The sequence below is a fragment of the Streptomyces flavochromogenes genome (assembly GCF_000717595.1).
Classification (GTDB): Bacteria; Actinomycetota; Actinomycetes; order Streptomycetales; family Streptomycetaceae; genus Streptomyces; species Streptomyces flavochromogenes.
The window spans coordinates 122,338-145,135 of record NZ_JNZO01000021.1 but is presented as its reverse complement, the minus strand read 5'-3'; the positions used below and the strand labels follow the sequence as shown (position 1 = coordinate 145,135).

Below are 22,798 nucleotides of genomic sequence, written 5' to 3'. Positions count from 1 at the left end.
GGGCCCGAGGCCCGTATGACAAGGGCTGCGGCAAAACGGTCATCGTCCGGTCACATACGACGCGCGACTCCGTCGAATTCGGCTGTGAGCCTGCTGTGCGCCCCACCACCGAGGGGCGGAACAAGGAGGCTCCCGTTGTGTCAGCCCTGCTCGTGACGGCCGCACCCACCGAGCGCCGCGCCCTGCGGCTCGGCCCCGTGACCCCCGAGGTCTACCGCGCCTTCCTCGCGTCCCGCTCCGGTGCGGACGGGCCCAGCTTCCTCCAAGTCCCGGCCTGGGCCCAGGTGAAGGACGGCTGGCAGCACCAACTGATCGGCTGGGGACCGGAGTCCGGTGACCTCACCGGCGTCGCCCTCGTCCTCCTGCGACCCTTCCCCGGCACCCGCAAGTACTTCGCCTACCTGCCCGAAGGCCCCGTCGCCGACTGGGCCGACGCCGACATCGACAGCTGGCTCGGCCCGCTCCTCGGCCATCTCCGCTCCTGCGGCGCCTTCGCCGTACGCATCGGCCCCGGTCCCGCCTACCGGCGGTGGAGCGCCGCCACCGTCAAGGCCGCCACCGGGCCCGGCCGCCGCCTCTCCGACGTCCTCGCCGACGAGGTCGACCCGCTGGGGACCGCCGTCGCCGAACGGCTCCGCGCCCGGGGCTGGCGCCGCTGCGGCGGGGAGTCGGAGGACGGCGCCGACGCCCAGCCCCGGCACGTCTTCCAGGTGCCGCTCACCGGGCGCACCCCCGACGACCTGTGGACCGGCCTCAACCAGGAATGGCGCCGCAACGTCCGCAAGGCCCGCAAGTCCGGAGTCGAGATCACCGTCGGATCCGCCGCCGACCTCCCCGAGTTCTACCGGCTGCTCCGCATCACCGAGGAGCGCGACGGCTTCCGGCTCGGCCGCTCCCTCGCGTACTACGAGCGCCAGTACGCCGTCCTCAACGCCGAGCACCCCGGCCGGATGAAGCTCTACCTGGCCCGCCACGAGGGCGAGGTCCTCGCCGCCCACACCATGGTCACCGTCGGCGGACGCGTCTGGTACCAGACGGGCGCCTCCGCCGACCACCGCCGCGAGGTCCGGCCCTCCAACGCCCTCCAGTGGCGCATGATGCTCGACGCCCACGCCCTCGGCGCCGCCGTCTACGACCTGCGCGGGGTACCCTCCACCCTCGACCCGGGCGACCGGGCCCACGGGCTGCTCCGCTGGAAGCTCGGTACGGGCGGACAGGTCGTCGAGACGCTGGGGGAGTGGGAGACACCGATGCAGGGCACGACCAACCACGCGCTGTTCCGCGCCTTCCAGGCGTATCTGGCCCGCCGATGACGGCCACGCTCACCGCCGAAAGGCCCGGCAGGGGCCGGGCGAAGGCCACGCCGTCCGCGCTGCGCAGCGGCGCGCTCATGGCCGCCGGGTCGCTCGTCTCCCGGGCCACCGGCTTCGTCCGCGCCTCCGTCGTCGCCGCGGCGCTCGGCGCGGCTGCCGTCGCCGACGGCTACGCGGTCGGCAACACCGTCCCCACCATCATCTACACGCTGCTCCTCGGCGGCGCCCTCAACGCCGTCTTCGTCCCCGAGCTGGTCAAGGCCGCCAAGGAGCACGAGGACGGCGGAGTCGCCTACACCGACCGGCTGCTCACCCTCTGCGCGCTCGCCCTCGTCGCCCTCACGGCCGGCGCGGTGTTCGCGGCGCCCCTGATCGTCGACACGTACACCGACTACGTCGGCGAGCAGCGGGAGATGACCCTCGCCTTCGCGCGCGCGTGCCTGCCGCAGATCTTCTTCCTCGGCCTCTTCACCCTCCTCGGACAGGTCCTCAACGCGCGGGGCCGCTTCGGCGCCATGATGTGGACCCCCGTCCTCAACAACGTGGTCGTCGTCTCCGTCTTCGCCCTGTTCCTCGTGGTCAGCGACGGCGGCGCCCTCACCCCGGGCGAGACCGCCCTGCTCGGCTGGGGCACCACCGCCGGCATCGTGCTCCAGGCACTCGCCCTCGTGCCCTCGCTGCGGGCCGCCCGCTTCCGCTGGCGGCCCCGCTTCGACTGGCGCGGCAGCGGCCTCGCCACACCGCTGCGCTCGGCCGGCTGGCTGGTCCTGCTCGTCCTCACCAACCAGGGCGCGTACTGGGTGACCACCCTGCTCGCCACCTCGGCGGGCGGCACCGTCAGCGGCGGCGGCCTCGCCGCGTACAACAACGCCTATCTGCTGTGGTCCGTCCCGCACGGCATCATCACGGTCTCCCTCGTCACCGCGCTGCTGCCCCGGATGAGCGCCGCGGCCGCCGACGGCGACCTCGCGGGGGTCCGCCGGGACGTCTCGTACGCCCTGCGGACCAGCCAGGCCGCCGTCGTCCCGGCGGCCTGCGCCCTCCTCGCGCTCGCCGTCCCCCTGATGACGGTCGTCTTCCGGTACGGGGCGACCAGCGGCGACGACATCCGCGCGATGTCCTGGATCCTGATGGCCTTCGCGCCCGGCCTCGTCGCGCTCTCCGGGCAGTACGTGTGCAACCGCGCCTTCTACGCGCTGCGGGACACCCGGACCCCGTTCCTGCTGAACCTGCTGATCGCCGGGCTCAACGCGGGGCTGTCGTTCGCCGCCTTCCACTACCTGCCCACCCGGTGGGCCGTCGCCGGCATGGCCGCCGGGTACACGCTCGCGCTCTGGGCGGGCTGGGGCCTCACGGCGTACGTGCTGAGGAAGCGGCTCAAGGGCAGCGGCCCGAGTGCCCCCGCGTCCGGGAGCGACCCGGCGTCCGGGAGCACGGGCGGTCCGGCCTCCGGCGACTCCCTCTCCGCGCTCGCGCGGCTGCTGTTCGCCGCCGTGCCCGCCGCCGGTTACGGGCTCCTCATCACCGACCTCACCGGTCCCGCCGGGGCCGTACCCTCCGGGATCGCCGGCGCGCTGACCGTCCTCACCGTCTTCGCCGTCCTCGCCAAGCCCCTCCGGCTCACCGAGGTCCAGGCCCTCATCGGGGCCGGGAGCGGCCGACTGCGCGGCCTCGCCCGTCGCACCTGAGCCACCCCCTCCGGCAGGAGGGACCCTTCGACCTTGGATACTTCACAGATGCCCCGCGTGCTCCTGATAGAAGACGACCCCTCCGTCCGCGAAGGCGTCGAGCTCGGGCTCCGGCGCCGCGGGCACGAGGTGCGCACCGCCGCCACCGGGGAGGCCGGGCTCGACGCGCTCGCGGAGTTCCGCCCGGATCTGCTGCTGCTCGACCTCATGCTGCCCGGCATCAACGGCGTCCAGGTCTGCCGCCGGGTCCGCGAGAGCAGCCAGCTGCCGATCATCATGCTGACCGCCCGCGGGGACGACTTCGACGTCGTCATCGGTCTGGAGGCAGGCGCCGACGACTACATCGTCAAGCCCGCCCGTACCGAGGTCATCGAGGCGCGGATACGGGCCGTGCTGCGCCGCATCGAGGAACCGGCCGGCGGCCGGGCCGCCGTCGAGTTCCACGGGGAGCTGGCCATCGACCGGGCCGGGCTCACCGTCGCCAAGGCGGGCGAGCGGATCGCCCTCGCCCCTTCCGAGCTGAAGCTGCTGCTCCACCTCACGGCCGCGCCCGAGCAGGTCTTCAGCCGGCAGCAGCTCCTCGAACACGTCTGGGAGCACAGCTACCACGGGGACGCCCGGCTGGTCGACGCCTGTGTCCGCCGACTGCGGAACAAGATCGAGGACACCCCGGGCGACCCCCGCTACATCCAGACCCTGCGCGGCTTCGGCTACCGCTTCGGTCCGCTGGGACCGCAGTGAAGGCCTGCGTCACCCCGGACGAGGACACCGGGCACGAGGGGCGCGGCGCGCACGCCGGTGATGACGGTCACGGGACGCCGGGGCGCGGGCGCGCGTCCGGGCGCAGGGTCCGGAGCCCGCGGCTGCGGCCGCACCCCTTCGGGCTCCGCACCCGGCTCGTCCTCGCCTTCCTGCTCGTCGCCGCCGTCGGCTGCGGCACCACCGCCGCGCTCACCTACCGGGCCGCCCGCAACGCCATCCTGGAGCAGACCCAGGACACCGCCGTCTCCGCCTTCCGCGAGCAGATCGACGCCCTCGGCACCACCCTGCCCGTCCAACCCGAGATGCTGCGGGACTCGCTCATGAGGGTCGCCCGCCAGGGCAAGCCCCGCGCCTGGCGCGTCTACGCCGAGTACGGCACCCTCCGCGTCTCCTCCACCGACCGGCCCACCTCCTCCGTCATCACGCCGGAGCTGCGGGCCCGCGCCGCCGACGACGAGGCCGTCCCGCACGGCAGTTTCCAGCGGGTGGTCAAGAACGGCACCCCGTACCTCACGATCGCCGTTCCCGCCGTCTTCCTGGCCCGCTCGGCCGACGGCCCGCCGCAGCGCACCGGTCTCGTGTTCTACGCCGTGATGGAACTCAGCGAGGAGGAGGCGAACATCGAGGCGATGGTCACGGCGGCCCGCGACGGCGCCCTGCCCGCGCTCGCCGTCGCCCTGATCCCCGCCCTGATCGCCGCGCGCGGCGTGCTCCGGCCCGTACGGGAGCTCCGCCACGCGGCCCACAGCATGGGCCGCGGCCGGCTCGACACCCGTATCCACGCCAAGGGCAGCGACGAACTCGCCGACCTCGCCCGGACGTTCAACGAGTCCGCCGCCGAGCTGGAACGTTCCGTCGCGGAACTCCGCAACGCCGAGGCCCGCGCCCGCCGCTTCGCCTCCGACGTCTCGCACGAACTCCGCACCCCGCTCGCCGGGATGCTCGCCGTCACGGAGGTCCTCGACGAGGACGCCGGGAGCCTCGACAGCGACACCGCCCGCGCCGTCCGTCTGATCAGCGCTGAAACCGGGAAGCTCGCCGTACTCGTCGAAGACCTCATGGAGATCTCCCGCTTCGACGCCCGCGCCGCCGAGCTGCACACCGACGAGGTCGACGCCGCCGACTGCGTCCGCAAGACCCTCCAGCACCGGTACTGGACCGATCCGGCGCAGGTCGTCCCGCACCTCGCGGAGGGGATCAGGGCCCGCCTCGACCCGCGCCGCTTCGACGTCGTCGTCGCCAACCTCGTGGGGAACGCGCTGCGGCACGGCGGGGCGCCGGTGACGGTCCGGCTGTGGGCGGAGGGGGACCAGCTGGTGACGGAGGTCGCCGACCGGGGCCCCGGCATCCACCCGGACGTCCTGCCGCACGTCTTCGACCGCTTCTACAAGGCGGACCAGGCCCGTACCCGCTCGGCGGGCAGCGGCCTCGGTCTCGCGATCACCCTGGAGAACGTGCGGCTCCACGGAGGCACGGTCACGGCCGCCAACGGCCCCGAGGGCGGGGCGGTCTTCACGGTACGGATGCCGCTGTGAACAACCGGGCGGCCACCGCCGGACACCGCCGCCGGGCGGGGGGAGCCGCGAGGCGCCGCAGAGCGGCCGCCGTCGCTCTGCTCGCCCTGCTGACCCCGCCCGCGCTGGCCGGCTGCGGCATACAGAAGAGCGACGTCGTCGAGGCGGGCGGGGCGGCGACGCTCCACGTCGCGGCGCCGCTGCTCGACGAACGGATCGTCCTCTACTTCGTCGGCCCCGACGGCCGGTCGATGCCGGTGACCCGCGACATCGGCCGACCCATCCCGGAGACCACCTCCCCGACGGGGGGCTCGGGAGAACGCGTCCCGACCGACGTCTTCGGCCCCGGCTACGAGATATCCCGCGACGACCTGAGCCGCGGCGGGATCGTCACCGACAAGATCCTCGCCATGCTCCTCGCCGGACCCGGGGAGAACGAGAGGGCGGCGGGCATCACCACCGCCCTCCCCAAGGCGGAGGGGGACGGCGCGACCATGCTGCAGGACTCGAAGGGGAACGCCTCGACGGGGAACCCGGCGCGCCGTCTCATCTGGGTCCGGACGCCCTTCCCCGTCAAGAGGCTGTCCGAGGCGGGCGTCCGCCAGCTGGTCTGCACGACCGCCTACGCGGAGGACCCGGCCGGCCTGGTCGAGGTGTCGCTCAGCGGCCCGGACGGGATCCTGCCCACCGCACGCTGCGACGGGTAGCCGCCCCTCAGACGGACCGCAGGTCGGCGAGGACCGCCTCGGTGAACGGCGGCCAGGCCTCGACCGCCCACGCCCCGAAGGGGCGGTCGGTCAGCGCGACGCACGCGGCGCGCGCGTCCGGGTCGATCCACAGGAACGTACCGGACTGCCCGAAGTGCCCGAAGGTACGCGGCGAGGACGTGGGGCCCGTCCAGTGCGGGGACTTGCCGTCGCGGATCTCGAAGCCGAGGCCCCAGTCGTTGGGCCGCTGGTGCCCGTAACCGGGCAGGATGCCGGTCAGGCCGGGGTACGCGACGCTCATCGCGTCCAGGACGGTGCGCGGGTCGAGCAGCCGCGGCGCCTGCACCTCGGCGGCGAACCGCACCAGGTCGTCGACGGTCGAGACGGCGTCCTTGGCGGGCGAGCCCTCCAGCGTCGTCGACGTCATGCCGAGCGGCTCCAGGACCGCCTGGTGCAGGTACTCGGCGAAGGGGATGTCGGTCGCCTTGGCGAGGTGGTCGCCGAGGGCCTCGAACCCGGTGTTGGAGTAGATCCGGCGGGTGCCCGGCGCGGCCATGACCCGGTTCTCGTCGAACGCGAGCCCCGAGGTGTGGGCGAGGAGATGGCGTACGGTCGCGCCCTCGGGCCCGGCCGGCTCGTCGAGGTCGATCGCCCCCTCCTCGTACGCGACGAGGACGGCGTACGCCGCGAGCGGCTTGGTGACGGAGGCGAGCGGGAACCGCTGCCCGGTGGGGCCGTACGACCCGGCCAGGGTGCCGTCCGCGCGGACCACGGCGGCCGCCGCGGTGGGGACGGGCCAGTTCTCGATCGACGCCAGGCTCGGCACGCTGCTCTGCATGGGGCCGAGCCTACTTGCTTGGAGTGCACTCCAACGTTTTAGCGTGGGGGTCATGAGCGTGATGGCGAGCACGAGCACGAGTACCGGCACGAGTACGAGCACAGGCACGAGCGGCAGCCGGATCCCCCGGGCCTACTACACGATCAGCGAGGTCGCGGCCCTGACCGGGCTCACGGCCCACACCCTGCGGTGGTACGAGCGGATCGGACTCATGTCGCACGTGGACCGCTCGCACACCGGCCAGCGCCGCTTCACCGAGCGGGACCTGGGCTGGCTCGCCTTCGTCGGCAAGCTGCGGCTGACCGGGATGCCGGTCGCCGACATGGTCCGGTACGCGGAGCTCGTCCGCGAGGGGGACCACACCCGCGACGAACGACGGGAACTCCTGGAGGCCACCAGGCGTGACGTGCTCTCCCGGATCACCGAACTCCAGGACACGCTCGCCGTGCTCGACATCAAGATCAGTCATTACGGGACCGCATGCGGAGGCACAGTTTCATGACCGACGTGACCAGGATCGACACCGTACGGCTCGGCGGCCAGGACGGACCCGGGATCGGCGTCCAGGGCTTCGGCGCCATGGGCATCAGCGAGTTCTACGGCGACACCGACGAGGCCGCCGCCCGCGACACCCTCGACGCGGCCCTGGAGGCCGGCGTCACCCTGATCGACACCGCCGACGCCTACGGCAACGGCGCCAACGAGCGCTTCCTCGCCCCCTTCCTCGCCGCCCACCGCGACGAGGTCACCCTCGCCACCAAGTTCGCCCTGGAGCGGCGTGCCGACGACCCCGCCTACCGGGGGATCCGCAACGACCCCGCGTACATCAGGACCGCCGTCGAGGGCAGCCTGAGCCGCCTCGGCATCGAGACCATCGACCTCTACTACATGCACCGCCGCGACCCGGAGGTCCCGCTCGCCGAGTCCGTCGGCGCGATGGCCGAACTCGTCCGGGAGGGCAAGGTCAGATACCTCGGCCTCAGCGAGGTCACCGGGCCCGAACTGCGCGAGGCCCACGCCGTCCACCCGATCGCCGCCCTCCAGTCGGAGTGGTCGCTCTTCTCCCGGGACGTGGAGCGCAGCGCCGTCGGCGCCGCCGCCGAACTCGGCGTCACCGTCGTGCCGTACTCGCCGCTCGGCCGCGGCTTCCTCACCGGGTCCTTCGCCGACGCCACCAAGGACCTGACGGGCGGCGACTTCCGCCGGCACCAGCCCCGGTTCACCGGCGAGAACGCGGAGCGGAACGCCGCCCTGCTCGACCCGGTCCGCAAGATCGCCGCCGCGCACGGCGCGACCCCCGCGCAGATCGCCCTCGCCTGGGTCCAGCAGCGGGCCTCCGTGCACGGCCTGACGGTCGTGCCCATCCCGGGCACCCGCAAGCGCTCCCGCCTGGAGGAGAACGCCGCCGCCACCCGGATCACCCTCACCGGGGCCGAACTCGCCGAACTCGAGCCGATCTCCGGCCTGGTGGCGGGCGACCGCTACATGGACATGCGCTTCACGGCGGTGTCGCGCGAGGCCTGAGGGGCCGCGCGTCACGCGAGCCCCAGGGCGAAGACCGCGAATCCCGCCGCCAGCAGCCCCGCGAGGGTGCGCCGGCCCGGGCCGGTCCCGGCCCACGGCGACTCGAACCCGCGCGCGTACCGCCCGATCAGGACGAGCAGCCCGGCGAAGACCGGCATCCACGCCAGCCGGGCCAGGATCCAGCCGACCGAGTCCGGTGCACCGACCAGACCCGGGACCTCCCCGAGGTACGAGGCCGGCATCGCAGCGGTCAGCATGGCCGTCTGGTGCCAGCACAGGATCGTCATCGCCGAGAGGTTGACGACCACGACCGGCGCCCACAGCGCGGGCCGCTTCAGGAGCTTGCCGAGCCGGTCCCTGAGCAGGATCGCGGCGCCGCTCTGCGCGGCGGCCAGGGCGAGGACGAGCAGCGACGGCGGATGGGAGTTGGTGCGGGCCTCGCCGGGCACGCCGACCATCGAGGCCGGGTAGCCGAAGGCGAGCAGCAGGGCGGCGAAGAGCGCGGCCCCGCCGATCAGCAGCCACCGGGCGTGCCGCCTGGTGACCCGGCCCTCGCCCCAGGAGACGCCGAGCTGATACGCGAAGAGCCAGCCGGGCAGGATGTTGAGGAGGCTGAGCCAGGACGGTACGGCGTCGGCGTACGGGCCGTACCGCAGGAAGTCGACGACGGCCACCGAGCCGAGCAGCGGGGCCGCGGCCCACACCCCGAGACGGCGGGCCGCCCGGACGCACAGCGGGGTGAGCGCGGTGACCACCGTGTACACCCCGACGAACCACAGCGGCTGGATCACCAGCGTGGACGCGGTCCGCAGGGTGTCCACGGGGACGTCGAACCCGAAGTGCAGCACGGGCAGCAGCGCCGCCCAGACGGCGGTGACACCGAGGACCGGGCGACCGAGCCGCGCGAGCCGGCCACCGAGCCACGCGCGCGTGGAGCCCTTTCTGCGCCGGTACGAGAGGACGGAGGCGTAACCGCCGACCAGGAAGAAGATCCCCAGCATCTGGAGGACCCAGCTGACCGGCGCGAGCCCCGCGAACGTACCCAGCGGGCTGGCGTTGTGGATGGCCCCGTCGGAGGAGAGCGTGAAGCCGCCGAGCAGCCAGTGCCCGGTGGGCACGGCCAGCAGGGCGAGGGCGCGCAGTCCGTCGATCGCCCGGTCGCGGTGGGCGGGGGTCCCCGACTCGATCTTCCGGGTCGTGCGGCGGGCCATGGTCGCGAGGGCGCTCATCGGACGTCTCCCTCGGTGCGGGCGCCGGCGGCGGTGCGGATGCCGTCCGTGCGGACGGAGCCTTCGGCGGTGCGAACGTCGTCCGGGGTGGAGACGGAGCCGTCGGCGATCGCGGCGAACGTGCGGAGGGAGGAGGTGCCCGGCGCGAAGTAGCCGGCGTGGCCAGCCGCGTCGTCGGCCGCGATCCGGCGGGCCCCGAACGCCGGGCCGGCGGGGTCGGCGCCGTGCCCGAGATCCCCGACCTCGACGTTCGGGATCCGGTCGATCCAGTCGGTGGGATCCTTCGCGGCCCAGACGCGGGCGGAGGTGCCGAGCTCGTTCACGTTCCCGGCGCGCATCCCGGGGGAGCCGAAGACCACCAGGTCCTTGGCCTTCAGATCGTGGGCGGCGAGGCCGCAGACCACGGAGCCGTAGCTGTGGCAGAACAGGGACGGCTCGGCCGCCCCGACGGCCGCGAGACCGTCCACGAAACGGGTGAGCCGGTCCGCCCCTGCCTCGGCGAGCCGCCCGGTCGCCGCGTCCAGACCGACGCCGACCGGGGTGGTGTACCCGGCCCAGGCGACGACCGCCGTGTCCCCGCCGGTGGCCCGCCGCAGCGAGGTCGCCATGTCGGTCAGCGGCCGCACGTGGTCCGCGTCGATGTCCGAGCCGGGCACGATCACCGCGATGTGCGCGGCCCGCGCCGGATCCCCGTACACCAGGGCCACCTGGCCCCGGCCGCGCGTGTCGTGGGCGAGGACCCGCGCCCCGCCGAACGCCCCTTGCGTGGTGCGGGCGTTGGCCTCGTAGCGCAGCTCCAGCGGCGCCCCGTCGAGGTTCCCGACGACCGTCGGATGCGCCCGGGCGAGCTCCCGCTGCCGTGCGGGGCTCAGGCCGGCGAAGAACCGCGCCACACCGGCCGGGTCCATCCGCTCCGGGTCCGGCAGCCCGGCTGCCCGCCACTCCGCCGTTCCGACCGGCGCCCCGGTGACGGCCTCCTGGCTGTCACCCGACGCCCAGCCGGCCGTCCCGCCGATCACGGCGGTCACCAGGGCCGCGGTGATCAGGGTCCTCGAAATACGGCGCATGGGGTCGCCCTCCCTCTCCGGTACTCGCTCGTTCGCTGGCGAGAGGAAGGTAGGAAGACGACGGGTGACGGCACGTCACACCGGGGAGCCAACTCCCGTTTGATACCGGGGTAGGGGGTGGAGGAGCAGACAACACCAGGTCGGGGGTGGGGTTTTCCCCCGGGGGACAGCTACCGGAGGTCAGGACGTTGCCCCGCGTCACCGGCCCCGATTCGTGTACGGGGACGTCTGGACGTGCCCGGGGTCACGAGCCCCGATTCGTGTACGGGGACGTCTGGACGTGCCCGGGGTCACGAGCCCCGATTCGTGTACCGGGACGTCAGGACGTGCCCGGGGTCACGAGCCCCGACTCGTACGCGAAGACCACCGCCTGCGCCCGGTCGCGCAGGTCCAGCTTGGCGAGGACCCGGCCGATGTGGGTCTTCACCGTCTGCTCGGCGAGGACGAGCCGGTCCGCGATCTCCTGGTTGGACAGGCCCCGGGCGATGAGTTCGAGGACCTCGGTCTCGCGCGGGGTGAGCCCGTTCAGGCGCAGCGCCGTGGTGTCCTTGCGCGGCGCGGGCCGGGAGGCGGCGAAGTCGGCGATGAGCCGCCGGGTCACGGACGGGGCGAGCAGGGCCTCGCCCGCCGCCACCACCCGTACCGCGGCGATCAGGTCCGCCGGAGGCGCGTCCTTCAGGAGGAAGCCGGACGCGCCGGCGCGCAGCGCCTCGTACACGTAGTCGTCCACGTCGAAGGTGGTCAGCATGAGCACCTTCGGCCGGTGGGTGACCCCGGTCGGCGGGTGGAGGATCTCCCGGGCGGCGGCGAGCCCGTCCAGCTCCGGCATCCGGACGTCCATGAGGACCACGTCCGGGTGCGTCGAGCGTGCCACGTCGATGCCCTGCCGCCCGTCCGGTGCCTCGCCCACGACGTCGATGTCGGGCTGTGCGGCGAGCAGCGCGGCGAATCCGGCCCGCACCATGGCCTGGTCGTCGACGATGATCACGCGGATGGTCACTCGGAGTCCTTGACGGTCGGGGGCGGGGTCGGAGTCGTGGCCTGCGCCCGGTCCCGGGCCGGGGGCGTCGCCACGGCGGGGACCGGGTCCGGGGTCAGCGGCAGCCGCGCGGCGACCTTGAAGCCGCCGTCCGGCAGCGGCCCGGTGTCGAGCGAGCCGCCCGTCAACCGTACGCGTTCCCGCATGCCGACGAGCCCGTGCCCGGTTCCGGAGGCGCCGCGTTCGACCGCGGAATCCGCTTCCGTCGAGGGCCCGTTGACGACGAGGACCGTCAGCGATCCGCCGTCCGCCCGGATCGAGACCCGGGTCGACGCCCCCGGTGCGTGCCGGACGATGTTCGCGAGGGCCTCCTGCACGATCCGGTACGCGGACAGGTCCACCGCCTGCGGTACGTCGCCGAGGTCGGCGGCGAGCCGCAGCTCGGCCGGCACCCCGGCCCGTACGGTCGCCTCGACGAGCTGCTGGACCCGGTCGAGGCCGGGCTGCGGGGCCCGCTCGCCGTCGCTGCCGTCGCTGCGCAGCACGGACAGCAGCCGTCGCATCTCGGCCAGCGACTCGCGCGCGCTCGACGCGATCGAGGTGAACTCCTCGCGCGCCGCGTCCGGGAGGTCCGGGATGCGGTACGGGGCCGAGTCGGCCTGCACGGTGATCACCGACATGTGGTGGGCCACCACGTCGTGCAGCTCGCGCGCGATCCTGGCCCGCTCCTCCAGGAGCGTGCGGCGGGCCCGCTCGGCCTCGCTGATGGTCTCCTGCTCGACGAGCCGGCGCTGGGCGTCGCCACGCGCGCGTACCGCCGAGGTGAGGAGGAGCAGCACCCCGCTGAGGACGACGAGCAGGGTGTGGACGCTGGTGTATCCGGCGGGCCGGAAGATCTCCAGGACGTACCCGGCGACACCGGTCGCCAGCCACACCCCGAACAGCGCCCGGCGGGACTCGCGCAGGCCGAGCGCGATCATCAGCGCGCAGTACCCGACGACGATCGGCGGGGTCCAGGGCCAGAGCTCGGCGCGCGGTCCGTCGGCGGCGAGCAGCACGACCGCGCCGAGCACGTCGGCGGCGAAGATGATCCACCAGGCCTGGAGCGGACGCGCGACGGCGAGCAGCAGCGGTGCGGTCTGGGCGGTGCCGATGGCCCCGGCGAGCGCGCCGTTGACGCCGTAGTCCCCGGCGAGCAGCAGGATCGTGCTGGGGAGGAGCGAGGCCACGAAGGCGAGGGCGACGACGTACGGCAGCAGGCGCACCCACCGCGAGGACGCGTCGGCGAGGAGGGGCGCCCCCGGGGTGGTGGGCGTGGTGAGCGCGGTCCCGAGCCCCTGGAACATCTCGCGTGTCCGGGTGCTGAGCTGCCGCAGGGTGGGGGTGGGCGGCTCGTGCCGCGGTTCGGTAGCCATGACCGGCTCAGCGTATGCAGCGGGCCCGGCCCCCGACGTCATACCGGGGACCGGGCTCTGTCCTGATACCGGGGTATGACAGCGCGGTCCCCGGCTGCGGCTTCGGCCCGGGCTGGAGCCCCGGATTCCGGCTGCGGCGCAGGCGCGGGCTGCGGCCCCCGGCTCCGGCCACGTCCCGGTTCGGGCTACAGCTCCGCGAGGAGCTCCGCCTTCTTCGCCGAGAACTCCTCGTCCGTCACCAGTCCCGCCTGATGCAGTTCACCCAGGTGCCGAATCCTTTCAGCGACCGCCCCGGGAGCGGCGGCCGTACGGGCCGGGACGCGGTCCGCGGTCCTGATCGCCGCAAGGACCGCCGCCGCGAAGGGGAGGGACAGGTGCACCGGCCCGTACCCGAGGCCGAACACGACCGAGGCGGGGTCGTGGTCCGGCTGGGGCGCGCGGGCTTCGCCACCCCGGGGAACCAGCCGCAGATGCCCGTCCAGGACGTCCGGCGAGCGCCACTCGACCCCGCAGAGATCCCGTACGTGGAAGAACTGGTCACCCGCCTTCCACTTCTCGGAGGACGCTCCCGTCCAGGACCAGCGGAACGAGACCTCCGACTGCCCGTCGAAGTTCGCCTTCCCGTCGTACGCCTTGAAGGACTGCGGACCCTGCGGCGGCGCCACGAGGAAACGGTCCGCGGGCGTCACGTCGCCCCCGTCCGAGGGGTCGTCGGAGTACGCCGTCCCCGCCGCCCCGGGCCCGAGTGCGGCCCGCAGCTCGTCCCGGTAGTACTCGGCGAGCGTCTCCCGGTCCGCCGGCAGCACCAGGCGGTACGGGTCGCAGGTCTCCGAGAGCTGCCCCGCGGCCGCCTCCATCAGCGGATCGGCACCCGGTCTCGGCACGGCGTGCAGCACGACGGTGCCCCGCTTGCCGGGCGAGAGCGTCACGGACGCCAGCGCCTCGTGCGGTACACGTCGTTCGCGCAGCACGCCGAAGAGCCTTGGCGCACGGTTCCCCCGGTCGAAGCGGATGACGAGGGCGTCGCTCTCGAACTCCCAGGTGGCATGAATTCCGGCCAGCACATCACCCATACGCCTCATCGTAAGCGGCGTGTGCCCGCGCGTCGCCCCCGTGAAAGGTCCCGAAATTACGTGATCTACGCGCGTCAGCGCCCTTCCGTACCGGATATTCCCCCGTGGCAAGCGCTGTCGGCACGTGCGCAGACCAGCTCTCCGTAGGATCCGACGCCTATCGCGGCGAAGTTGCCGAGGCTCTCGGTGCCCGGCTCGAAATAGCCACTGTGGCCGATGGCGCCGCGCGCCGAGAGCAGCCGGGCGCCGAACTCCGGGGCCACCGGATCGGCTCCGTGCCCGACCCCGCCCACCTCCAGGTGCGGCACGCCCGCGATCCAGTCGTCGGCGTCCCGCATCGCCCACACGCGCGCGGGGGTACGGAGTTCCGTCGCCCGGTCCACCCGCATCCCGGGGCTTCCGGCCACGGCCAGGTCCGTCACCCGGGCAGGCAGCCGGGGCGCGGCGACCCCGCAGAGCACGGAGCCGTAGCTGTGGCAGAACAGCGCCACGCGCGCGTCGCCGGGCAGCGCCTCGGTCAGCCGGACGAGCCGCGCGGCGCCTCCCTCGGCGAGGCGGCCGGTCATGGCGTCGACGCCGACCCCGGCGGGCGCCGTGTAGTCGGCCCAGGCGATGACGGCGACCCGGGCGCCGGGGGAGGCCTGCCGCTCGGCGCGGTAGAGGGACTCGGCCATGCCCGCGGGAGCCGCGTACCGGCCGTGGGTCTTCTGGAAGGTGAGGAGGTTGGTGTCGACGCCGGGCACGATCACCGAGACGTGCCGGGCCCGCGCCAGGTCTCCGAGGACCTCGGCCGTCCGCCCCGTACCGGTCGGGTCGAAGGCGAGGATCTGCCGGCCGGGCCGCATCAGCGAGACGAAGCGGTCGAGGCGGCGCTGCGCCTCGTGCCGTCCCCGGGCGGAGAGCCGGGTGTCGTGGATCCTGTCCTGTTCGACGGTGAGCGCGCGGCCGAGGGTGATCCGGTTGGCGCGGTAGCGCAGGGCGACCGGAGCGCCGTCGAGGTTGCCGACGACGAGCGGATGCCGTTCGGCGAGCCCGGCCGCGCGCGCGGGGCCGAGCCGGGCGAAGAACGCGGCCATGTCCCCGGCGGGGGTGTTCGGTCCGGGCAGGGGCCGGTGGTCGATCCGGTCGCGCGCCCAGGCGGCGAGCGAGGCCTCGCGGGACGGACCGGGCACCGGACGGTGCTTGATCGTCGTCCAGCCCGTGGTCGTGAGCAGCACGAACACGACGGCGAGCGCGAGCAGCGCGCGCAGGACGACGAGCGTGGGGGAGTCGGCTTCGACGGGGGTCACGGGCCGCCACCCTACGGGTCGTCGGTGAACGACCCGACCGCCCCGGACCCCGCAGGGCTACGTCCGGTCGCGCCAGCGGGGTGCGAGGGCCGCTCCGAGATGGTCCAGATATTGCTCGGTGAGGGCGCGGATGGCCTCCAGGCTCTGGTCCGTGCCCCGTCCCCACATCTGCCCTGTTACGCGCATCACACCGCTGAACGCCGCCACCGCGATCCGCGGCCGCGGGTCCGCGTCGACGTCGAGGCCCTCCCGCTCGGCGATGATCCGGGCGAGGGTCTCCTCCATCTCGGTGGAGCGCCGCAGATGGACGGCGAGCAGCGCGGGCGTCGACTCGATCATCTGGAAGGTGCGCAGATACAGATCCAGCGGTACGACCTCGGTGATGGCGTCGCCGATGGTGTCCCAGCCGGAGAGCACGGCGTTGCGCAGCGCGTCGAAGGGGCCCTCGCCGGGGGGCCGTCGCCGGAGGGCCTCGACGAAGCGCTCCTCCACCATCTGCTGGACGGCGAAGGCGACCTCCTCCTTGGAGGAGAAGTAGCGGAAGAAGGTGCGCTGGGAGACCTCGACGGTGTCGACGATCTCGTCGACGGTCGTCCGCTCGTAGCCGTGGGCGGTGAAGAGTTCGAGGGCCACCTTGATCAGCGCCTCGCGCGTACGTTGCTTCTTCCGCTCGCGCAGACCGGGCAAGGTCACGTCAGGGTCCTCTTCTCACGCTTTTCGTCCAGCTCAGCGTACCTGTGAGCTACGTGACAGTTACCGGCGCCTGAATCGCTTTGTCAATTGTCAGTGACTGTCACTAGCCTCCTTCGCATGACTAGTCAGATCACCGTGGAAAAGGCCCCGCAGGGTCAGGGGGACGCCCGGGAACCCGCACCGGCGGCGAAGGGACTGCGTGGCCATCCGTGGTTGACGCTGTTCGGAGTCGCGGTCGGCGTGATGATGGTCGCGCTCGACGGCACGATCGTCGCCATCGCCAACCCCGCCATCAAGACCGACCTCGGCGCCTCCCTCGCCCAGGTCCAGTGGATCACCAACGGCTATCTGCTCGCGCTGGCCGTCGCCCTGATCACCGCCGGCAAGCTCGGTGACCGCTTCGGCCACCGGCAGACCTTCCTCATCGGCATCGCCGGCTTCGCCCTCGCCTCCGGCGCCATCGGCCTCTCCGACTCCATCGGGGCCGTGATCGCGTTCCGTATCCTCCAGGGCCTCTTCGGCGCCCTGCTGATGCCGGCCGCGCTCGGCCTGCTGCGCGCCACCTTCCCCGCCGAGAAGCTGAACATGGCCATCGGCATCTGGGGCATGGTCATCGGCGCGTCCACCGCGGGCGGCCCGATCGTCGGCGGCCTGCTCGTCGAGCACGTCAGCTGGCAGTCCGTCTTCTTCATCAACGTGCCGGTCGGCGTCGTCGCGCTCGTCCTCGGCCTGGTCATCCTCAAGGACCACCGCGCGGAGAACGCGCCGCGCTCCTTCGACGTCCTCGGCATCCTGCTGCTCTCCGGCGCCATGGCCTCCCTCGTCTGGAGCCTCATCAAGGCCGGCGAGTCCTGGGGCTGGTCGAGCGGCAAGACCTGGGGCGGCCTGCTCGGCGCGGTGCTCCTCTTCGCCGTCTTCGCCTTCTGGGAGACCAAGGTCGAGGAGCCGCTCATCCCGCTGGCCATGTTCCGCTCCGTGCCGCTCTCGGCCGGTGTCGTCCTGATGGTCCTGATGGCCTTCGCCTTCATGGGCGGCCTGTTCTTCGTGACCTTCTACCTCCAGGGCGTGAAGGGACTCAGCCCGGTCGACAGCGGTCTTCACCTGCTGCCGCTGACCGCGATGATGATCGTCTCCTCGCCGCTCGCGGGCGCGCTGATCACCAAGTTCGGCCCGCGGGTGCCGCTGGTCGGCGGCATGGTCTGCACGGCCGTCGCGATGTTCGGCATGATCACGCTCTCCGCCGGCACCGGCACCTTCGTCATGTCCCTCTGGTTCGCCCTCCTCGGCCTCGGGCTCGCTCCGGTCATGGTCGGCGCCACCGAGGTCATCGTCGGCAACGCGCCCCTGGAGCTCTCCGGTGTGGCCGGCGGCCTCCAGCAGGCCGCCATGCAGGTCGGCGGCGCGCTCGGTACGGCGGTGCTCGGCGCCGTGATGTCCTCCAAGGTCGCCGGGGCCTTCGAGGGCAACTGGAAGGAGGCCGGCATCCCGGCCCCGGTCAACCCGCAGCTGGAGCAGGCCGCCGAGTTCGGCATGGCTCCGCCGGAGCTGGCCCAGGCGCCCGGGATGACCCCCGATCTCCTCCAGCGGATCACCGGCGTCATCCACGACACCTTCCTCGACGGCATGGGTCTGGCCTTCACCGTCGCCGGTGTCGTCGCCGTCGTCGCGGCGCTCGTCGCCACGCTCACCAAGCGCGGCGAGAACGCGGAGGCGGGCGGCATGGGCGGTCACATCTGACGCCCGTCGGGTTCCCGTAGGGGGGCCGTCACCCGTTCGCGTGAACGGGGGCGGCCCCTCTTCCGTCTCCGGGCGACCTCCGCCATGCTTTTGATTACGGAGAGTGACCAAACGGGGGTTCATCAGCATGTACGCGTATACGAAGACCGCACTGGTCGTCACGGCCGTCCTGACCGCGCTCCTCGCGGTCCCGGCAGCGGCCGTGCCGTCCGGGACCGCTCTGGGGGCCTGCGGGCCGGGGCGGCTCTGTCTCTGGTCCAAGCCCGACTTCAAGGGCAGGGCGCAGAGCCACGAGCTGGCGACGACCGACATCGAGAGCTGTGTCGCGCTGCCGCCGGGCACCTCGGCCCAGTCCCTCGCCAACCGCACGGGACGGCCGGTCACGACCTACCAGTCGGCCGAGTGCGCGGAGACGGGGGAGTTCGAGACCTACCCGGGACGGGGGACCTGGGTGCCGCAGACGCCCTACGAGGTCAGAGCGTTCAAGCTCTGGGAGCGGTAGGCGCGGGAACGTCCTGGGGCTCCGGTCCGGGAGCCCCTGCCGGTACCGACAGCCGGGCGACCTCCGCGCGCAGCTCGCGGACCTCCAGGGTCAGTGCCTCCAGCAGCTCGGTCTGGCGGCGCTCCACCGCGTCGTCGCGGTCGAAGCGGGAGATGAACCAGGCCGCGATGTTGGCGGTGACGACACCGAGCAGGGCGATGCCCGAGAGCATCAGGCCCACCGCGAGGACCCGGCCGAGACCCGTGGTGGGGGCGTGGTCGCCGTACCCGACCGTGGTCATCGTGGTGAACGACCACCAGACCGCGTCCCCGAGCGTCTTGATGTTGCCGTTGGGGGCATCCCGCTCGACGTGCAGCACGGCCAGCGAGCCGAACATCATCAGCCCGACGACCGCGCCCGCCACATAGGTGGTGAGCGTTATCTGAGGGGCCATCCGGGCCCGCCGGCCCACGAGGAGAAGAGTGGACACGACCCGCAGCAGCCGCAGCGGCTGCACCATCGGCAGCAGGACCGCGAGCAGATCGAGGGGGTGGGAGCGGACGAAGGCCCAGCGGGCCGGGGCGAGGGCCAGCCGGACCAGATAGTCGAGCGCGAAGGCCGCCCAGACCGCCCACTCGACGTGGGTGCACAGCCGGTGCACCCAGGGTGCGGCGCCGGGAGCCACGATGGGCACGGCGTAGGCGACGCCGAACGCCACGGCCAGCGCGAGCAGCGGTGCCTGTGTGCGTTCTTCCCAGCGATCCCTCATGCGGGGAATCGTAGAGAACGCCGAAGGGCGGCGAGACCGAGGTCCCACCGCCCCTCACCAGGTGCGCTGTGCTACCGGAGACCCCCGGGGCTACCGGATCAGGCGTCGCCGCCCGCGGCGCCCGGGTCGGCGGCCGCCACGTCGAGCAGCTGGTAGCGGTCCACCGCCTGCTTCAGGGCCGAGCGCTCGATCTTGCCCTCGCGGGCCAGCTCGGTCAGCACGGCCAGCACGATCGACGGGGCGTCGATGTGGAAGTACCGACGGGCCGCGCCCCGCGTGTCCGCGAAGCCGAAGCCGTCCGCGCCCAGCGAGCCGTACGTGCCCGGCACCCAGCGGGAGATCTGGTCCGGCACGGCCCGCATCCAGTCCGAGACCGCCACGAACGGGCCCTCGGAGCCCTGGAGCTTGCGCGTCACGTACGGGACGCGCTGCTCCTCGTCCGGGTGGAGCAGATTGTGCTCCTCGACGGCCACGGCCTCGCGGCGCAGCTCGGTCCAGGAGGTCGCGGACCAGACGTCGGCCCGGACGTTCCACTCCTCGGCGAGGATCCGCTGAGCCTCGAGCGCCCACGGCACGGCGACACCGGAGGCCATGATCTGGGCCGGGATGAGGCCGGCCTCGGCGGGCTTGAAGCGGTGGATGCCCTGGAGGATGCCCTCCACGTCCACGTCCGCCGGCTCGGCCGGGTGCTGGATCGGCTCGTTGTAGACGGTCAGGTAGTAGAAGACGTCCTCGGCCTCGGAGCCGTACATGCGGCGCAGACCGTCCTTGACGATGTGCGCGATCTCGAAGCCGTACGCCGGGTCGTAGGCGATACAGGCAGGGTTGGTCGAGGCCAGCAGGTGGGAGTGGCCGTCCGCGTGCTGGAGGCCCTCGCCGGTCAGGGTCGTCCGGCCGGCGGTGGCACCGAGCACGAAGCCGCGGGCCAGCTGGTCGGCCATCTGCCAGAACTGGTCGCCGGTCCGCTGGAAACCGAACATCGAGTAGAAGACGTACACCGGGATCAGCGGCTCGCCGTGCGTGGCGTACGCCGAACCGGCGGCGATCAGCGAGGCCGTGCAGCCGGCCTCGGAGATGCCGTCGTGCAGCATCTGGCCGGTCGGCGACTCCTTGTAGGCGAGGAGGAGTTCGCGGTCCACCGCCTCGTACTGCTGGCCCAGCGGGTTGTAGATCTTGGCGCTCGGGAAGAACGCGTCCATGCCGAAGGTGCGGTACTCGTCGGGGGCGATCAGCACGAAGCGCTTGCCGATCTCCTTGTCCCGCATGAGGTCCTTCAGGATGCGGACGAAGGCCATCGTGGTGGCGATCGACTGCTGCCCGGAGCCCTTCTTGGCGGCCGCGTAGGTCTTGTCGTCGGGGAGGACCAGCGGCTTCGCCCGCACGACCCGGGTGGGGACGTACCCGCCCAGCGCCTTGCGGCGGTCGTGCATGTACTGGATCTCCTCGGACTCCCGGCCCGGGTGGTAGTACGGCGGCAGGCCGTCCTCCAACTGCCGGTCGGTCACCGGGATGTGCAGCCGGTCGCGGAAGCGCTTCAGGTCGTCGACCGTCAGCTTCTTCATCTGGTGGGTCGCGTTGCGGCCCTCGAAGTTCGGGCCCAGCGTCCAGCCCTTGACGGTCTGGGCGAGGATCACCGTCGGCTGGCCGGCGTGCGCCTTCGCCGCCGCGTAGGCCGCGTAGATCTTCTTGTGGTCGTGACCGCCGCGGCCCAGGTGCAGCACCTGCTGGTCGCTCATGCCCTCGACCATCGCCCGCAGCCGGTGGTCGTCGCCGAAGAAGTGGTCGCGGATGTAGCCGCCGGTCTCCGTGGCGTACGTCTGGAACTGGCCGTCCGGGGTGGTGTTCAGCTTGTTGACCAGGATGCCGTCACGGTCCTGCGCGAGCAGCGGGTCCCAGGAGCGGTCCCAGATCAGCTTGATGACGTTCCAGCCGTTGCCGCGGAAGATCGACTCCAGTTCCTGGATGATCTTGCCGTTGCCGCGGACCGGGCCGTCGAGGCGCTGGAGGTTGCAGTTGACGACGAACGTGAGGTTGTCCAGGCCCTCACGGGCGGCGATGGACAGCTGGCCCAGCGACTCGACCTCGTCCATCTCGCCGTCGCCGAGGAAGGCCCAGACGTGCGACTTGGACGTGTCGGCGATCCCGCGCGCCTCCATGTACCGGTTCATCCGGGCCTGGTAGATCGCGCCGAGCGGGCCGAGGCCCATCGACACCGTGGGGAACTCCCAGAAGTCCGGCATCAGCCGCGGGTGCGGGTACGACGAGAGCCCGTTCGGGAACTTCGACCTCTCCTGGCGGAAGCCGTCGAGCTGCGTGTCGTTCAGCCGGTCCAGGAGGTACGCGCGGGCGTAGATGCCGGGCGACGCGTGCCCCTGGAAGAAGATCTGGTCGCCGCCGTCGCCCTCGTCCTTGCCGCGGAAGAAGTGGTTGAAGCCGACGTCGTACAGCGAGGCCGAGGAGGCGAAGGTCGCGATGTGGCCGCCGACGCCGATCCCCGGACGCTGGGCGCGCGAGACCATGACGGCCGCGTTCCACCGGGTGGCGTTGAGGACCTTGCGCTCGATCTCCTCGTTGCCGGGGAAGAAGGGCTCGTCCCTGGTCGCGATCGTGTTGACGTAGTCCGAGCTGCGCATCTCGGGCACGGCCACGCGCTTCTCGCGGGCCCGCTCGATCAGCCGGAGCATGAGGTAGCGGGCCCGTTCACGGCCCCGCTCGTCCACGGCCGCGTCGAGGGAGTCGAGCCATTCCTGGGTCTCTTCCGGGTCGAAATCCGGGACCTGGCTGGGAAGGCCGCCAATGATGATCGGGTTGCGATCGGATCCGGGAGCCACGCTCTTCCTTCGCTGTTCGGTGGTGCCCACGAGGCCACGAAGTGGTCGGGATGTGTCCATCGTGTACCCCGTGTGCGCCAGACGTCACATTTACCGAGGGGTAACCCCCAGCGGTGTCCTCCACGTGTCTGGGTGCGGTCAAATCGCAACCTTACGCTCAACCCGCGCATGCGTTTCGTCCGGGCGTTCGGCAGACTGAAACCTCAGAAGTCCTTAAACCGGGATGAATCATGTGTGCCTGATCACGGAGCGGGGTCCCTGCGGTGCCGGAAGTTGCGGCGAGACGGCCCCAAACGTCACCGTTTCGGCGGTCTCCACGGCCGGGTACTTGCGCGATCCACCCCGGCACGTGTGGACTACGGCCAGCGCCGCGCGCATACGCGCGGCCCAAGCATTTACCGAATGAGCAGGAGGCAAGCCGTGAGCGCGACCGCGGACCACGCGGAGGAGCGGACCAACCCGGCCGTCAGGCTGGGGTTCGAGCCCGGACAGGTGGTCCAGGAGATCGGCTACGACGACGACGTCGACCACGATCTCCGTGAAGGCATCGAGTCCATCATCGGGGCCGAACTCGTGGACGAGGACTACGACGACGTCGCTGACGCCGTCGTGCTCTGGTTCCGCGACGAGGACGGCGATCTCACCGACGCCCTGGTGGACGCCATCGGTCTTCTGGAGGACGGCGGCACCATCTGGCTGCTGACGCCGAAGACCGGCCGCGACGGCTACATCGAGCCGAGCGACATCAACGATGCCGCGCAGACAGCTGGTCTCTCCCAGACCAAGAGCATCAGCGTCGCCAAGGACTGGACGGGCACCCGCCTGACCGCCCCCAAGCGCTGACCACCACGCTGCGAGAGGCCCCCGCCGGTCCGCCGGCGGGGGCTTT

20 protein-coding genes are annotated in these 22,798 nt (G+C 72.4%); 10 read left to right on the top strand and 10 right to left on the bottom strand.

Features of this window, described 5'->3' with window-relative positions:
* Positions 1-137: 137 nt before the first annotated feature.
* From IF00_RS0125630 to IF00_RS0125610, 5 genes are read left to right on the top strand one after another with little or no spacing between them, the layout of a single operon-like run.
* Complete coding sequence (locus IF00_RS0125630) at positions 138-1,313, top strand: lipid II:glycine glycyltransferase FemX (RefSeq protein ID WP_030321850.1); 1,176 nt, start codon at positions 138-140, stop codon at positions 1,311-1,313.
* Complete coding sequence (gene murJ, locus IF00_RS0125625) at positions 1,310-3,001, top strand: murein biosynthesis integral membrane protein MurJ (protein WP_030321848.1); 1,692 nt, start codon at positions 1,310-1,312, stop codon at positions 2,999-3,001. Before IF00_RS0125630 ends, murJ begins: the two co-directional genes overlap by 4 nt.
* Positions 3,002-3,049: 48 nt before the next feature.
* Positions 3,050-3,742: a response regulator transcription factor gene (locus IF00_RS0125620; RefSeq protein ID WP_030321847.1), complete on the top strand. Its 693-nt coding sequence runs from the start codon at positions 3,050-3,052 to the stop codon at positions 3,740-3,742.
* Entirely contained in the window at positions 3,739-5,298 is a 1,560-nt protein-coding gene (locus IF00_RS0125615) for an ATP-binding protein (protein WP_030321846.1), read from the top strand. The genes IF00_RS0125620 and IF00_RS0125615 overlap by 4 nt, the downstream gene beginning before the upstream one ends.
* Positions 5,295-5,984 carry a hypothetical protein gene (locus tag IF00_RS0125610; RefSeq protein WP_051820614.1) on the top strand — a complete coding sequence of 230 codons (690 nt, stop codon included), beginning with the start codon at positions 5,295-5,297 and terminating at the stop codon, positions 5,982-5,984. Before IF00_RS0125615 ends, IF00_RS0125610 begins: the two co-directional genes overlap by 4 nt.
* Positions 5,985-5,991: 7 nt before the next feature.
* Here the strand turns inward: IF00_RS0125610 and IF00_RS0125605 are convergent, their stop codons facing one another.
* A complete protein-coding gene (locus IF00_RS0125605; protein WP_030321844.1) occupies positions 5,992-6,822 on the bottom strand; it encodes a serine hydrolase domain-containing protein in 831 nt (276 codons plus the stop codon).
* Positions 6,823-6,874: 52 nt separating this feature from the next.
* Here IF00_RS0125605 and IF00_RS0125600 point away from each other — a divergent pair, with 52 nt between their 5' ends.
* Together IF00_RS0125600 and IF00_RS0125595 are read left to right on the top strand one after the other, a co-directional pair.
* Positions 6,875-7,324 carry a MerR family transcriptional regulator gene (locus IF00_RS0125600; RefSeq protein WP_051820613.1) on the top strand — a complete coding sequence of 150 codons (450 nt, stop codon included), beginning with the start codon at positions 6,875-6,877 and terminating at the stop codon, positions 7,322-7,324.
* The gene (locus tag IF00_RS0125595; RefSeq protein WP_030321842.1) at positions 7,321-8,346 is read left to right on the top strand and encodes an aldo/keto reductase; all 1,026 of its coding nucleotides are present in this window, start codon (positions 7,321-7,323) and stop codon (positions 8,344-8,346) included. Before IF00_RS0125600 ends, IF00_RS0125595 begins: the two co-directional genes overlap by 4 nt.
* Positions 8,347-8,357: 11 nt before the next feature.
* Here the strand turns inward: IF00_RS0125595 and IF00_RS0125590 are convergent, their stop codons facing one another.
* The 7 genes from IF00_RS0125590 to IF00_RS0125560 all read right to left on the bottom strand — a co-directional run bounded on the left by IF00_RS0125590 (position 8,358) and on the right by IF00_RS0125560 (position 16,091).
* The gene (locus IF00_RS0125590; protein ID WP_030321841.1) at positions 8,358-9,575 is read right to left on the bottom strand and encodes an acyltransferase family protein; all 1,218 of its coding nucleotides are present in this window, start codon (positions 9,573-9,575) and stop codon (positions 8,358-8,360) included.
* Positions 9,572-10,642: an alpha/beta hydrolase gene (locus IF00_RS0125585; RefSeq protein WP_078944846.1), complete on the bottom strand. Its 1,071-nt coding sequence runs from the start codon at positions 10,640-10,642 to the stop codon at positions 9,572-9,574. Before IF00_RS0125585 ends, IF00_RS0125590 begins: the two co-directional genes overlap by 4 nt.
* A 319-nt stretch (positions 10,643-10,961) precedes the next feature.
* Positions 10,962-11,642 (bottom strand): response regulator, encoded by a 681-nt coding sequence (locus IF00_RS0125580; protein WP_030321837.1) that lies wholly within the window; start codon positions 11,640-11,642, stop codon positions 10,962-10,964.
* Positions 11,639-13,036, bottom strand: coding sequence for a sensor histidine kinase (locus IF00_RS0125575; protein ID WP_030321835.1), 1,398 nt, complete (start codon positions 13,034-13,036; stop codon positions 11,639-11,641). Before IF00_RS0125575 ends, IF00_RS0125580 begins: the two co-directional genes overlap by 4 nt.
* 185 nt (positions 13,037-13,221) lie before the next feature.
* Entirely contained in the window at positions 13,222-14,109 is an 888-nt protein-coding gene (locus IF00_RS0125570; protein WP_030321833.1) for a DUF4429 domain-containing protein, read from the bottom strand.
* Between the two features lie 74 nt (positions 14,110-14,183).
* Entirely contained in the window at positions 14,184-15,398 is a 1,215-nt protein-coding gene (locus IF00_RS0125565; RefSeq protein ID WP_030321832.1) for an alpha/beta hydrolase, read from the bottom strand.
* A gap of 57 nt (positions 15,399-15,455) precedes the next feature.
* Positions 15,456-16,091, bottom strand: a complete 636-nt coding sequence (locus IF00_RS0125560; protein WP_030321830.1) for a TetR/AcrR family transcriptional regulator — start codon at positions 16,089-16,091, stop codon at positions 15,456-15,458.
* 129 nt (positions 16,092-16,220) lie between these two features.
* Here IF00_RS0125560 and IF00_RS0125555 point away from each other — a divergent pair, with 129 nt between their 5' ends.
* Positions 16,221-17,828, top strand: coding sequence for an MFS transporter (locus IF00_RS0125555; protein ID WP_425338342.1), 1,608 nt, complete (start codon positions 16,221-16,223; stop codon positions 17,826-17,828).
* Positions 17,829-17,955: 127 nt separating this feature from the next.
* Entirely contained in the window at positions 17,956-18,330 is a 375-nt protein-coding gene (locus tag IF00_RS0125550) for a peptidase inhibitor family I36 protein (RefSeq protein WP_030321826.1), read from the top strand.
* Here IF00_RS0125550 and IF00_RS0125545 read toward each other — a convergent pair.
* Together IF00_RS0125545 and aceE are read right to left on the bottom strand one after the other, a co-directional pair.
* Entirely contained in the window at positions 18,311-19,078 is a 768-nt protein-coding gene (locus IF00_RS0125545; RefSeq protein WP_037639046.1) for a potassium channel family protein, read from the bottom strand. The genes IF00_RS0125550 and IF00_RS0125545 overlap by 20 nt on opposite strands.
* Before the next feature lie 98 nt (positions 19,079-19,176).
* Positions 19,177-21,909, bottom strand: a complete 2,733-nt coding sequence (gene aceE / locus IF00_RS0125540) for a pyruvate dehydrogenase (acetyl-transferring), homodimeric type (protein WP_030321823.1) — start codon at positions 21,907-21,909, stop codon at positions 19,177-19,179.
* A gap of 420 nt (positions 21,910-22,329) precedes the next feature.
* On the opposite strand from aceE, the gene IF00_RS0125535 reads away from it, so the two are divergent.
* Positions 22,330-22,752: a DUF3052 domain-containing protein gene (locus IF00_RS0125535; protein ID WP_030321821.1), complete on the top strand. Its 423-nt coding sequence runs from the start codon at positions 22,330-22,332 to the stop codon at positions 22,750-22,752.
* The last annotated feature ends 46 nt before the right edge of the window (positions 22,753-22,798 follow it).

What these genes read in the sequence shown, in the direction of transcription:
- IF00_RS0125575 (WP_030321835.1), bottom strand. Translation starts at nt 13,036, where the DNA reads ATGGCTACCGAACCGCGGCACGAGCCGCCCACCCCCACCCTGCGGCAG.
- IF00_RS0125590 (WP_030321841.1), bottom strand. Translation starts at nt 9,575, where the DNA reads ATGAGCGCCCTCGCGACCATGGCCCGCCGCACGACCCGGAAGATCGAG.
- IF00_RS0125585 (WP_078944846.1), bottom strand. Translation starts at nt 10,642, where the DNA reads ATGCGCCGTATTTCGAGGACCCTGATCACCGCGGCCCTGGTGACCGCC.
- IF00_RS0125550 (WP_030321826.1), top strand. Translation starts at nt 17,956, where the DNA reads ATGTACGCGTATACGAAGACCGCACTGGTCGTCACGGCCGTCCTGACC.
- murJ (WP_030321848.1), top strand. Translation starts at nt 1,310, where the DNA reads ATGACGGCCACGCTCACCGCCGAAAGGCCCGGCAGGGGCCGGGCGAAG.
- IF00_RS0125595 (WP_030321842.1), top strand. Translation starts at nt 7,321, where the DNA reads ATGACCGACGTGACCAGGATCGACACCGTACGGCTCGGCGGCCAGGAC.
- IF00_RS0125605 (WP_030321844.1), bottom strand. Translation starts at nt 6,822, where the DNA reads ATGCAGAGCAGCGTGCCGAGCCTGGCGTCGATCGAGAACTGGCCCGTC.
- IF00_RS0125570 (WP_030321833.1), bottom strand. Translation starts at nt 14,109, where the DNA reads ATGGGTGATGTGCTGGCCGGAATTCATGCCACCTGGGAGTTCGAGAGC.
- IF00_RS0125600 (WP_051820613.1), top strand. Translation starts at nt 6,875, where the DNA reads ATGAGCGTGATGGCGAGCACGAGCACGAGTACCGGCACGAGTACGAGC.
- IF00_RS0125620 (WP_030321847.1), top strand. Translation starts at nt 3,050, where the DNA reads ATGCCCCGCGTGCTCCTGATAGAAGACGACCCCTCCGTCCGCGAAGGC.
- IF00_RS0125545 (WP_037639046.1), bottom strand. Translation starts at nt 19,078, where the DNA reads ATGAGGGATCGCTGGGAAGAACGCACACAGGCACCGCTGCTCGCGCTG.